This is a genomic window from Mycolicibacillus koreensis (assembly GCF_002104795.1).
Classification (GTDB): Bacteria; Actinomycetota; Actinomycetes; order Mycobacteriales; family Mycobacteriaceae; genus Mycobacterium; species Mycobacterium koreense.
Genome location: NZ_NCXO01000004.1, coordinates 1 through 12,198 on the forward strand (window position 1 = coordinate 1; position 12,198 = coordinate 12,198).

The 12,198-nt window shown below is 65.4% G+C and carries 10 protein-coding genes and 1 pseudogene; 2 read left to right on the forward strand and 9 right to left on the reverse strand.

From position 1 onward, the window contains the following. Positions 1 to 234: 234 nt before the first annotated feature. From B8W67_RS02600 to B8W67_RS02620, 4 genes are all read right to left on the reverse strand, one after another. Positions 235 to 654, reverse strand: a complete 420-nt coding sequence (locus tag B8W67_RS02600; protein ID WP_133056032.1) for a DNA-binding protein — start codon at positions 652 to 654, stop codon at positions 235 to 237. After that, positions 651 to 1,031 (reverse strand): hypothetical protein, encoded by a 381-nt coding sequence (locus B8W67_RS02605; RefSeq protein ID WP_085302179.1) that lies wholly within the window; start codon positions 1,029 to 1,031, stop codon positions 651 to 653. The genes B8W67_RS02600 and B8W67_RS02605 overlap by 4 nt, the downstream gene beginning before the upstream one ends. Positions 1,032 to 2,124: 1,093 nt before the next feature. Further along, the gene (locus tag B8W67_RS02615) at positions 2,125 to 5,211 is read right to left on the reverse strand and encodes an MMPL/RND family transporter (RefSeq protein ID WP_197747586.1); all 3,087 of its coding nucleotides are present in this window, start codon (positions 5,209 to 5,211) and stop codon (positions 2,125 to 2,127) included. Between the two features lie 111 nt (positions 5,212 to 5,322). Then, entirely contained in the window at positions 5,323 to 5,757 is a 435-nt protein-coding gene (locus tag B8W67_RS02620) for a DUF6188 family protein (protein ID WP_085302183.1), read from the reverse strand. Positions 5,758 to 5,972: 215 nt separating this feature from the next. Between B8W67_RS02620 and B8W67_RS02625 the strand changes: the two genes are divergently transcribed. Next, on the forward strand, positions 5,973 to 6,716 hold the full coding sequence (locus B8W67_RS02625; RefSeq protein WP_085266671.1) for a TetR/AcrR family transcriptional regulator: 744 nt from the start codon (positions 5,973 to 5,975) through the stop codon (positions 6,714 to 6,716). Between the two features lie 76 nt (positions 6,717 to 6,792). Further along, positions 6,793 to 6,971: pseudogene (locus B8W67_RS21215) on the forward strand (IS256 family transposase); the annotation flags it as partial. Here B8W67_RS21215 and B8W67_RS02635 read toward each other — a convergent pair. The 5 genes from B8W67_RS02635 to B8W67_RS02655 all read right to left on the reverse strand — a co-directional run bounded on the left by B8W67_RS02635 (position 6,960) and on the right by B8W67_RS02655 (position 12,189). Further along, complete coding sequence (locus tag B8W67_RS02635; RefSeq protein ID WP_372507419.1) at positions 6,960 to 7,607, reverse strand: hypothetical protein; 648 nt, start codon at positions 7,605 to 7,607, stop codon at positions 6,960 to 6,962. The pseudogene B8W67_RS21215 and the gene B8W67_RS02635 sit on opposite strands and share 12 nt — an antisense overlap. A 211-nt stretch (positions 7,608 to 7,818) precedes the next feature. Then, on the reverse strand, positions 7,819 to 8,844 hold the full coding sequence (locus B8W67_RS02640) for a TniB family NTP-binding protein (RefSeq protein WP_085266670.1): 1,026 nt from the start codon (positions 8,842 to 8,844) through the stop codon (positions 7,819 to 7,821). Continuing rightward, positions 8,832 to 10,790 (reverse strand): Mu transposase C-terminal domain-containing protein, encoded by a 1,959-nt coding sequence (locus tag B8W67_RS02645; protein WP_085266683.1) that lies wholly within the window; start codon positions 10,788 to 10,790, stop codon positions 8,832 to 8,834. Before B8W67_RS02645 ends, B8W67_RS02640 begins: the two co-directional genes overlap by 13 nt. Positions 10,791 to 10,912: 122 nt before the next feature. Beyond that, positions 10,913 to 11,653 carry a TnsA-like heteromeric transposase endonuclease subunit gene (locus B8W67_RS02650; protein WP_065289836.1) on the reverse strand — a complete coding sequence of 247 codons (741 nt, stop codon included), beginning with the start codon at positions 11,651 to 11,653 and terminating at the stop codon, positions 10,913 to 10,915. 86 nt (positions 11,654 to 11,739) lie between these two features. Then, a complete protein-coding gene (locus B8W67_RS02655) occupies positions 11,740 to 12,189 on the reverse strand; it encodes a class I SAM-dependent methyltransferase (protein WP_163797133.1) in 450 nt (149 codons plus the stop codon). Positions 12,190 to 12,198: the final 9 nt, after the last annotated feature.

A 12,198-nucleotide genomic window follows, 5' to 3' on the forward strand; every position in this document is an offset into this window, starting at 1 on the left:
ACCGGTCTCGGCCGGTTGACCCCCATCGAATTCGAAGCAATCATGACCCCACCGGCCAGTCAGGCCGCGTGACCAAACTGTCACCTATTCGTGCAGCAGACCCAATCGAGCGGATACGAACTGTCGTTCTGATCAGGCCAGGAGCCGCCGAATACCGACACGGCACCCGCGAGCGGGTCGACCTCCTCGGTCACTCTGTCGACCCTGGGCTTCCAGGAGTCGGGGTAATCGTCACTACTCGGCACTGCGCTCCTCCGTTCGTCGCGCCGCCAGTTCGGCGGTCAACAGGTCGCTGTCGATAAGCCACCGCGTGCCAACCTTTTTGCCCAGGCCACGCTGCGCCCATCGCTGCATCTGCCGTACGGTCAAACCGGCGATCGAAGCCGCCTCGGTTGTCGAGATCAGCTCGCACTGTGATTGTGACGAATCCACCTCAGCGGCGACGTCGCCGTGTCGCGTTGCGGACATCGCGGCTTCGGATTGAAACTCATACGCGGCCACCATTGCCCGTCTGAGGCCCTCGAATCGGGCTGTGGGGTAACCATCCCGCTGTGCGGCGCGGATGCCTTGGGCGAGCAAATAGACCGCATCCACGACGCTCTGACCCTGGAGCAGCACCGCGCCGCCGAGGCGCTGCACAGGCGGCGGGTTCACAGGTCAAAGTCCAGGTCAATACTCGTGACCACGCCGCCGCCCAAGATCGTCGCCAGCCGGCGCTGTCCGTCGTGGGTGGTGAACTCGCCAAGCTCGGCGGGCTTGTTCCACTGATTCTCGGGGTCCGGGTGCCAGACCATCCACCATCCAGCATCTTCGATGTAGCTCCAGATCCGGCTGCCGTCGTCGTACGTTTCGTCGGTGCCGGCGTTCTCGACCACGGTGAATGCGATGGAGTTGAGTCGCTCCCGCAGGTCCGCGATGGCCCGCTCGTCACCGTCGAGGCTGTCGACGATGGCGATGGCGTTCCCGAGGGCAACGCGGGTGAAAGCGCTGATGAAGCGCAAGAGGTCGCGATCGCTCGGTTTTGCGTTCATGCGACATGCATCCATCGACGGCGGCGCACGACCTCTCCGATGGTGAAATGACTGACCTCGTACTCAGCGCCGAGGCTCCTGTGGGTGCCATCTCCGGCGGCGTATCGAGCGCGGATCTCCCGGACGAGCTGGTCGTTGAGTCGGGCGCACGCGTGCGCCTCACCCCGATGCACGGGCGGCTTCCGATACCTGGGGTGCGTCACGACCGCTCACCTCCCTTCGCCGGTCGGGTCGCCCAGGCGTTGCGCTCCCACCACGGGCGCTGATCGGGTTCGGTCCAGAACGTGCGAAGCCAGGTGCGGCGGTGAACCTTTACGCGGTGGGTCGGCCAAACCGGTCCCCGTGCGGCGCGCCCGCTCATCGGCGACCGCCTCGTTCAATCCGGCGCTCAATGCACGTTGTGCAGCGCCACGAGTGGGTGCGGTCCAACGGACGCCGGCAATCGCGGCACAGGCGCCCCAACACATCGGTCGGCAATAACATCGGTTTCACTGATCAACCTCCTTGGTCGCGATCACTTGGGTGACAGGTGCGTGAAACAACTCCGGTAGCCGCCGCGGACACCGGGGACAAACCGGTCGCCACCCGTGATTCCGCAGCAGGTAAGTCGTCGGCGTGGTGCTGGTGATCGTGAACCCGGCCTCGGGCAGCAAGGTCCGCCAGTCATCGAAGTCGGCGACGGTGACGCCGTGCGTGTGATAGCCATCTGTCCGTTGTCATTTGATCTGAGGCACCCATGGCCGCTTGACCTGCGGCGCCTCAGATCAAGTGACAACCGGCAACGGATGGTTTGCCATTTAATCTGGGGTAAGTCGACTTTCGTGGCAGCAAGGGAGCTTGGTGGGGTCTCAGTTGTCTCTGGAGAGGGGTCGCCTGTGGGGCAGGCGCGGGAGGATTCGGAACGCGCCTGGTCCAGCGCGCGGCCGGGGTTTGTCAGCCATCAGCGGACACTGCTTGGTTCCGGCTGGGGCCCGAAGCGGCCGCCAGAAACCCCGGCCCGCGCTCGCGCCGTCGACACAGTCCACGTCAGCCTCGCTCACCGGTTCCCGAAACGCTTTGACCATGCCTGGTCAATCCACCAGTGGATCTACGATCAGCAACTCAGTGCGGCCCGCCGGCCGCGATGGCGGTGCCGCACGTTGGGCCACCAGCTGGCTTCGCGCAGCAGTGTGGCGATGGCGGGGACGGTGAGGGTGCGCACCAGGAAGGTGTCGAGGAGTAGTCCGCAGCCGATGATGAGCCCGGCCTGGATCATGATGGCTATCGAGCCGGTGGTGAGGCCGAACATGCTGGCGGCGAAGATCAGGCCGGCTGAGGTGATGACGGAGCCGGTGTTGGCGACGGTGCGTAGTACGCCGACGCGGATATTGCGTCCGGATTCTTCGCGCAGCCGTGAGACGAGCAGCATGTTGTAGTCGGCGCCGACTGCTACCAGGATGATGAACGCCAACAGCGGTACCGGCCAGGCGATTTCGTATCCGAGGCCCCATTGGAATATCAGAACGCCGATGCCTAGTGAGGCCAAGTAGTTCAACACGACGGTGCCCAGCAGGTACAACGGGGCCACTATGGCGCGCAGCAACATCACCAGGATGAGCCCGACAATGAGCAGGGTGGCGATGGCCAGTTGGGCGAAGTCAGCCCGCAGCAATCGCTGGATGTCGGAGTTGACGGCGGGGAACCCGGCAACCGAGACGGTGGCGTCGGCCAGTGAGGTGTTGGGGCGCGCCGCGTTGGCAACGTCGACGATCTCGTGTGCCAGGCGGATTGCTGCGCCACTGTAGGGGTCGGGGGTCGATTCGATGGCAAAGCGTGCGGTTTTGCCGTCGGCTGACAGGAATTGTTTCGCTACATCGGCGAATCGGCGGTTCTCAAAGACATTGGCGGGCAGGTAGAAGCCGCTGGCGGAGTCCGAGGAGGCGCTGGCGCGAGCAGAGTTCTGCAGTTGGGTGGCGATCTGGTTCATCCCGGACAGCAGTTCGATGTTGCTGTCGACCAGCGTGTGCACGCCGGTCGCCAGTGCTTGGGCGCCCGCGGCGAGTTGGCTGATGCCGTCTTGGAGTCGACTGATGTTGCCGGCCAGGTCGGCGGGATCACCGAGGGCTCCGAAGGCCTTGTCCAAGGCGGTGACCGCGGTTTGGACATTGGCGAGGGTGCCGGCCACGGTGGCATTGGTGTCGGGGTTGTAGTGGTCGCCGAGGTCGGCGACCTCGGTGAAGAATCCGCTGTCGCGCAAGCTCACCAGAATCTGAACTTGATCGCGGATTTGGGCGCACTGCGGTGTGGTGGCGCACCACGGGGAGGTGTTGAGGGCGCCGACGAGGGGGTCGAGGATGGCGATGGCGTTTTGGGCTTGTTCGGCCAGGGGCCGCAGCCCGGGGCCGGATTGGATGGCTTGGTCGACGGCCGGGGCGGTGGCTGAAAGCTGTTGCAGCAAAGGCTGGAACCGCTGAAACTGAGTGCCGGCGGACTGAGCTTGAGCCAGTATCCCGGTCAGTGGTGTCAAACCGCTGCGCAGGGTGGTGTCAAGCTGAGCGAGCCCGCCGGCGAGTTGGTCGGCGCCGTCGGTGAGCCTGGCGAGATCGTCCTTGCGTTCGTTGCCGTCGGCGACGGCGCCAGCCAACTTGTCGCCGATCTGGCCGTTCTGCCACGAGAGTTGGGCCTGCTCGAGGCGCTCTCCGGTGGGCCGGGTGACCCCGGAAACTTTTTTGACGCCGGGAGTCTGGGAGATGCGGGAGGCCATTTCGTCGAGGTCGGCCAGCCCCTTACCGGTGCGCATGTCGGTGGGGCTTTCCACGACCAGGAATTCGGGGATGACGATATCTTTGCCGAAGTGGCGGTCCAGCAGCTGGTAGCCCTGGTTGCTGGCAGTGCTGGTGGGCTGGCCTTTGCGGTCGTCGTAGCTGATTTTCATCGTCGCCGCGACTCCTGCCAGGGCCAGCAGGATGACCAGGCTGGTGATCAGCAACCGGCCGGGGCGCCGGACCACCGCGACGGCGACGCTGTTCCAGTACCGGCGGGTGCGATCGGATTTGGGTTCGCCGATACCGCGTTTGGCGGCCAGCGCCAGCACCGGCGGCAGCAGCGTGACCGTGGCTGCGAATCCGACGAGCACCGCGACCGCGCACGCCGGGCCGAGCGCGGCGAACACACTCAGGCGGGCGAAGACCATCGCCAAAAACGCGAACGCGACGGTGGCCGCCGAGGCCAGGATCACCCGGCCGATGCTGGCTGTAGCGTGGATAACGGCCTGATCGGCGGGCACTTGCGCGCGGCGCTGCTCGTGATAGCGGCTGATCAAAAACACCGTGTAATCGGTGCCCGCGCCCAGCAGGATCGCGGTCATAAACGCCACGGTGAACTGCGAGACAGGCATGCCCATCTCGCCCAGTGCGGACAGCACACCGCGCCCGACGGCCAGGCTCACCCCGATCACCAGCAGCGGCAGCAGCGCGGTGAACACCGACCGGTACACGATCAGCAGGATCAGCGCGATCAGACCTGCAGTCGCGATCGAAATCAGCAGCAGGTCGTGCTCGGCAGAAGCGATCATGTCACTGAACGTCGCCGGTGGCCCGGTCACATACGCCGTGGTCGACGTGCCGGCGAACACCCCAGCGGCGATGCCACGCACCGCCTGCACGGAGGCGGCCGCGGTGGGATCACCCAGCGTGCCGGCCACACCGACCGGCAGATACCAAGCCTGGTGGTCGTGGCTGACCGCGTGGGCCGCGGTGACCGGGTCGGCCAGCAGGTCTTCAACCAGCAAGACGTGATCGGTGTCGGCGCGCAGCCGCGCCACCAGCTGGTCGTAGTGCTGCCGCGCCGCGGGGGTCAGCCCGGCGGGGTCTTCCATCGCGACGAACACCATCGTTTTGGAACCCTGTTCGCCGAACGCCGCGCTCATGCGGTCCACCGTTTGAAACGACGGCACATCGCGCGGGAGCAGGTTCACCGACTGCTGCCGCACCACCGTCTCCAGCTGGGGAAACAACAGCGCCAGCACCACCGCAACGCCGACCCATGCCCCCATCACCAGCGCCTTGTGCCGCACCGTGAACCCAGCCAGCGCCGCCAACCGCGCGCTGTACTCGCTGGAATCGGCCGTAGGGGTCGAACGGCCATTGCGTTTGAGCAATGTCGCCGTGGTACCCGAGAAGTCCCGATCGCCGTCGGCCACCACACCTCCATCAAACGATACTATCGATATCGCTACGCTACTCGCAGTACCACATCGGTCGATACATGCGCTATTCAGCGGCGCACGCGCGACGCAGCGCGGAATAGACCATTAACGACGTGCAGCGAGATCTACCTCGGTGTCGTCGGCCTCGGGGATGTCATAGGGGACCACCCGGACCCGCCCATGCGGCAGGCACGCCATGTAGCCGTGGTGCCTGCCGTACAACTCCCAGGCGGTGACCTGCGGGTGGGCGTCAACATCGATGCGGTGTCCGCTGGAAAAGCCAAGGTGCAGCCCACCACCATCGCCACACCATGCCTGCGTGCACACCGCGCCGGCCAGATCCAGCAGTGGGCGCTCATGAGTCGCGACCCGGCCGGGATCGATGAACACTGCCTCGACCGGAAAGTCACCGACGGCGGGCAGCGTAAGCCGCAGCGGGCGGTAAATGACCACCTCATTGCGGTCATCGAAGTCCAACACCAGCCCATCACGCAGCGACACGCGTTGCACAACGCACGCTTGGATCCATTGGGGGTACATGGCGCCTCCGTCGACACATCCTCGGGTGATGCACAAATAGTACTACTAGTAGCGCTCCGCTACTAGTGGTAGCGCTAACTGCGAGCCACCGAGGCCGAACGGACACTACGGCGCTCCCACTACGAACCGTTTCGCTGCGCTACCGTTAGTGCCATAACCGTCGGCCTAAGCGCGCAACGCCGGCCGAAAACGCGGAAGCAGCGAGGTGAGCGAGGGTGAGCAGCCGGCTGGAGTTCGGCCACGACGACGGCAATGACGATGACGACATCGACCCCCGCCGGATCCGATCCCGCAATCGCCTACTGGACGCAGCGGCCGCACTGCTCACCAGCGGCGGCATTGAGGCCGTCACCATCGATGCGGTCACCAAAGCCTCCAAGGTGGCTCGCACCACCCTCTACCGCCATTTCAACAACTCGTCGCAGTTGCTCGCAGCGACCTTCGAGCGGCTGCTACCTCAAGTCACCCCGCCCGCACCGGCCAGTGGAACGCTGCGCGAACGGCTCATCGAACTGCTCACCCGCCAGGCCGCCTTATTCGCCGACGCTCCGCTGCACGTCACCGCGCTGGCCTGGCTCGCCCTGGGCCCCACCGCAACCACCGATCACGCCAGCGGTGAGCACGCCCCCAGGGCGCTACGCGCACGAGTCATTGACCAATACCGACAACCCTTCGACGCCATCCTGCAAAGCGCCGAAGCCCGCGCCGAACTCGGCGACGTCGACGTCGAACTCGTACTGTGCCAACTCATCGGGCCATTCGCCTTCGCGCGAATGACCGGCCTGCGCACCATGGCTGCCCACGACTGCACACGCATCGTCGACGACTTCCTCGCCGCCCACCGTCACAACGACAGCGAACCCGCAACCACACCGGCCGGCGATATTTTCACCGCAGGTCAGGCAGCAAATAGTGCCTCAGGTCAAACGAGAACGGACACCCGCGCTGGCCGTGGCTGACGTGCGGGGACTGTCGCGGTAACGGTGTAAGTGGCCTGACGGACCCCGGTGTGTCGGGGGCGGAAAGGTCGCCAGAATGACCGAGGCTGTCGTGGCTGTGGAGCCATCGCAGAACAGTGAAGAACAGGCCGCTACCGCCGCGATCGAAGCCCCCAAAATCGTGAGGTCGACGAGCTGGAAGTCGCCCGCGAACTGGTGCGCCAGGCCCGAGATGCCGGGGTGGCACTCACCGGCCCGGACGGGTTACTCAACGCTGCGGGCTTGTTCCCTGCCTTGGGAACCGGGCCTGCTAATGCGTGGGGCACTGAGTTGCTGATCGTCGATCCAGTGTTCGATGGGCTGGTTCTGGTCACGGTGTTGGGGAAATTGGCGGCCAACGCTGGCGTAGACCGCATCGACGGCGTGGGCTCGGGCCGGTGTTGCTACCGCGGTGTTCCAAATCTGGCGACGAGCATCCGCCAAGATTCCGGCCAACGCGATCAAATCGGGGTACGTAGCGATGTAGGCGTCGATGTCGGCGTTCGCGGGCGACAGTGTGAACCGGCTTGTCCAGCCCGACCACCGGCGGTGGATCCGAGTGGCGTCCCTAACCGCGAAGTCCAGCATGTCGTTGTGACGGTGATACAGGCGCGCATGGCGCTGAGCGGCGGCGATCACGGCAGGCGCGCAGCGCAAATCGCGTTGATCGTCGAGGGTGTGGGTGCCCGGACCGATCCAGCGACGGTGCCGGTGGCAGACGGTGGCGTGGTCGGGGAACCAGCAGTAGACGGGCTCGTAGACACCGCGGCGTGTCATGCACAGCCGGCACGCGGGTCGGGCGTGGCGGCGTTGTCGGGTGGTGTCGCGGTCGCGGCCGACCAACCCTATTAGCCGGGTCTGCAGAGTGACCAATGGGTGGTTGCTGACGTTTGCCAGCCAGTCCGGCCGGGGACAACAAATCGCTGGACCGTCGGCCAGGTAGCGGCGCAGCTGTCTGGGGTCTAGGTGGTTGGCGTGCGCGAGGCGATCAAGGTAGGACTGGACCGTCTCGGCGTGAAACGGTGTGACAGTTCGGGGCAATCGCATGGCAGGGCCCCGAGGCCATGTCGGTCGGGTAGCTATCTCAGCTGGCATGACGCTGTGCCGATGTTTGGGCCGCGTAGTCGATTAGCACCGTGTCCATCAGATCTTTGGTAACACTCTCGGTTTCATCGAGCATGCTACGGATAGCCGCCGAACGGATCAGGTGCGCCAGGCTTCCGATCATGCCGCCGGTGCGTTGGTGCAGGTACTTGGCCTCGGCGACAAGCGTTCCCGCGGTGTGACCGTGCAGGCGTAGGGTGCCTTCCATCGCGGCCACCAGCGACTTCCATTCACCGGCGAAAGGAAACGGGCCGGTGTTGATCACACCGCATCGGCCGGCGAGCTGTCGTCCGCGGGTGCCGGTGAAGACACCGGAGCGTTCGACGTCGATGCCGGCGTAGATGAAGGTGGCGGGCAGGTGTTCGGTGAAGTACTTCAGGTGATCGGAAAGTTCCTCGCCGGCGCGGGTATCGAGGTTGAGGTTGTGGATCTCGTCGACGATCACGATGTCGGTGCGGGTGTCGATGAGGACCTGACAGACGGCGTCGGCGATGTCAGTGACATTCACCCGCGGTTGCATCGGCGGAAGGCCCAGAAATCGTGCGAACTCCATCGCGAGTTTGCGTGGCGAGCCTTTCGGCGGTGCGGTCACATACACCACCGGGATCCGGGACTTGTCGGCGAATCGTGTCCGGATACGCAGTTCGTGAAACCGGCCGAGTTGTTTGACCGCGGTAGTCTTCCCGGTTGCGGCTGCCCCGGAAATGATCAGCCCGCGCCGGGCGCCGATCTCGCGTTGGTTGAGCAGGGTCAGCAGCCGACCCTCGTTGGTGATGCGCTGGATCGCCGATGTGGTGACCACGACCAGTTCACTGTGATGCGCTACCCGGGCTTCGTTGTAATTGGTCCGCTCGGTCTCCGACAGGGCGCTCCACTGCGCATCGGGCAACAGGGTGCACTCGGGCGGATCCGCATCAACGAAACGGCGCCAACCCTCCAGCGTGGTAGTGGGTTGGCGCCGGTCCTCGAGTTGACTCACCGGGGCAAACGTGTTCACAACCGCCACGACTCAGCCTCCTTGCGTGCATCGAACACCGGAAGTGGAATGACCTGCGCTATCTCGGTGTCCTCGGCGTCCTCATCACCGCCTGGCGGCGGGTCCGCCTCGGCGAAGGGTTCGGCGGCGTCCGGGCGGGGCCACGCCGGCGCCGCGGTCGCTCGCGTTCGACCCGCCACCCGGCGATCCTTCGATTCCTGTGCGGAGGATGCGGGGCCTTGCGCGGCCCGGTCAAGCAGTTCATCGGCCGCGCGGGCGATCTCGGATTCGGTCGCCTGATCGCACCCGCGTTGGGCCAGCACGGTGCGTGCGTGCTGCCATACCGATTCGCCGAACGGCGCCGGGCGGGTGCGCAAATGCGTCCAGGTCACGGCCAGCCAGCCCTCGTCGTGATGGTTGCGCACCCAGATCCGCGACACGTCGTAGGGGTCGTAGTGCACTTCCCACCGGCCCTTCTTGGATTCCACCCCCGAGTGCTGGCGGCGGTAGGGGTTGAGCGCCTTGGCGTCGTAGGTGCGGTTGTTGACCCGAATCCCGTAGGAATTGATGCGCCGCCAGCACGGCGGCAGCAACTCGATGTAATCGTCGGCCGACAGCGGGACCGGAACATAGCCGGTGACTTCAACCAATGCGGCGTACTTCTCGTTCGGCGTCAGCGCCTTGCCCGGCGTGACGGGGTCACGCAGCCCGTCGTGGGGCCGGTTCTGCCACACCGCGACGATCCACTCGTCCAGCAGTGCCTGCAGCTCCACGATCGACCACACCGCATCCTGTTCGGCGTTCTTGCCGCGCCGCTCGACGCTGGAGCCGACATATCCGGCGACATGCTGGGCGAACAAGGTGGCCACCGACTGCAGCGTCCGCTCGATCTTGGGTTTGTCGGTCGGCGTATCCGGATGGGCGGGCTGCAGGTTGATCCCCAGCGTGCAACACGCTTGCCGAAACGTTTGCGACAGATATGCCTTCCCGTGGTCGCACACGACGGTCTCCGGGGCGATCACCGGCCGGGCGGCCGCATCAGCCAACCGCTGATCCACGCCGGTCAAACAGCGATGCGGCAGCACCGATCGCGACATTCGCAGCGCATCCGACCACCCCGGCCGCATCGACTCCGGCGTCAACGCCCGGGCCAGCAGCAGCGCCGCGTCGACCCCTTTGGTCGTGGGCCGCAACACCGCGGCCGGAATCGAGCGGGTCGCGTCGTCAACCATGCCGGTCAGCTCGACCCGGTCCACCGTGCCGTCATCGAGGACCACCCGCACATCCAGTGGAGTCGAATCAATCTCGACCATCTCACCGGGCCGTGCCACCGTCAGCACACCGAACGGGCCATCTGGCTGTTTGGCCAGCGAACGGCGGGTGCGTGCCGAGCCGAACGTGTGCCGGCCCGCCGACAACCTCTTCACCAGGCGATAGAAAGTGCGCTGCGAGGGCAGCGCCGGAGCGTCCTGCGCGCCGTATTGAGCCACCAACGATTTTGTCACTCGCCGCTGCAAGCGACTCACCGTCCCGGTCGACAGGTCGGTCTCCTCATCGATGGCTTGCCGCAGCGCGTCCACCAGCCGCTCGTCAACCCGGCCAAACACTGGCCGGCGGGGAATGTGACGACGATCGACAACGCCCAACAGGCCGTCTCGTTCGTAGGCATAGCGTTGCCGCTGCAACGTGTTCAAGCTGATCTCGTGGCCGGCCGACTGCAGCTCGGCGAGCTTCGCCAGCTCGCGCTGCCGCAGCGAACACGACGCCGGATCGAACTCGGGTCGCGGCCGCCTCCCTGCCTCGGCGTCAACCCGCCGACCCGTCAACACCTCGATCAAGTGCCGCTCCCACCAGCGGGCACGCTCAGCTGCAGCCTCCGGCACACCGGCCAAGGCTTCCTCAGAGCACAGCGCGGGCCGCGACCCCGACACCAACTCCAACGTCGGGTCACCCAGCAGCCGAGACAGGGGTACCACCGACTGCCCGCCGACCGCATCAGTCAGCCTGGCCGCGCCACCGGAAAGTGTGGCAATCGTGAACACTCCATCGGATAAACGGATTTCATCGCCTTCACGGATGACGCCTGAACGCATACCCGTCATCGCGACAAAGCAGGGCCGACGATCGAATCCTCGGCCAAGACGGCCCCGCAAAGGTCCACGCCCAGCTGTCCATGCCACAACAGGTGGAACAGCACCGGCAGCACCATGATCGCTTCGCCGACCGATCTCACACCGGCCATCAGTGGTCGCGCCGCGTCGAAGGCCGCTTGCAACGCCGCGGCGACCGCCGGGCGGTAAACCCGTGGATGTCGATACCCGGACAGCCACCGCAGGTTCGCCGTCACCACCGGATCTGCCTCGCCGACACGCCGATAGGTCCATCCGAGCGAACGGCACGCCTGATCCGATCGATCGAATAACTCAGCATCAGCTTCCGATATTCGGTTATCGCTGCGCACGTCGAGAACCCTCGCGGATCCGTCGGACAAACGTACGAAGTAGTCTGGCACGTGGTGCCTGCCATCACCCCAATGCAGTCGGAACGGCTGCGAAGCAACGCCAATGACCGCGGGATCGGCATCCAACGCCATCAAATGGTCGCGCTCCACCCATGACTCATAGCCGATGTGCTCACGAGTCTTCGAAAACCACCACAGCCCTGGATAATTGCTCTGTCCACGAAACGACGGGAATCCGCGGATAGGTGAGCAGTCCAAATCAAAGGCCACCGCGGCGCACTCGGCTAGCGGCAAGCGCGTGTAACCTCCGGTGGAGTTGAGTTCAAGCTCAACTCCACCGCTGACCCGGGGCCACAGCGCTGCCGGCGACGTGCGCACCAAACAACGGTACCGGCCGTGCCTCAAATAGATTGACAAAGACACGCCGATACCCCAGATGCGGCGGCAATACCCAACGTCGGATGTCAACGGACACCATCGACCGAATCGCCGCGGGCGAAGTTCAGCATGTAGAGCAGACCGCCCGGTTTCATCACGTGATGCAACGCAGCGGCATACCGGCGACGGTCTGCTGTGGACGGCAAGTTGTCGAAGCACTTGCTGTCGAGGACCGCATCGAAACTGTGCAACGCGTTGCACAATTCCTCGACAACATCGCCACACCGGAACTCCACCTCGACCCCGGCGGCTCGGGCATTGAGGCGCGCACGACGAACCGCGGTTGGTGACCCGTCGATGCCGACGACATCGCAGCCGGCGCGGGCGAGTGCGACGGCGTGGTGACCCGTCCCGCAGCCCGCATCGAGAACCCGGCCCTGGACGGCGCCGTGGGCGATCAGGGCGGCAACTGCGGGCTGGGGGGCGCCGAGATCCCAAGGCGCCTTACCGCTGCGGTAGAGGATGTCGGCGAACATCGCGGGGGC

Bases quoted from the DNA above. Each gene is read 5' to 3' on its own strand.
- B8W67_RS02620 (WP_085302183.1), bottom strand. From the start codon at position 5,757: ATGTACCCCCAATGGATCCAAGCGTGCGTTGTGCAACGCGTGTCGCTG.
- B8W67_RS02655 (WP_163797133.1), bottom strand. From the start codon at position 12,189: ATGTTCGCCGACATCCTCTACCGCAGCGGTAAGGCGCCTTGGGATCTC.
- B8W67_RS02605 (WP_085302179.1), bottom strand. From the start codon at position 1,031: ATGAACGCAAAACCGAGCGATCGCGACCTCTTGCGCTTCATCAGCGCT.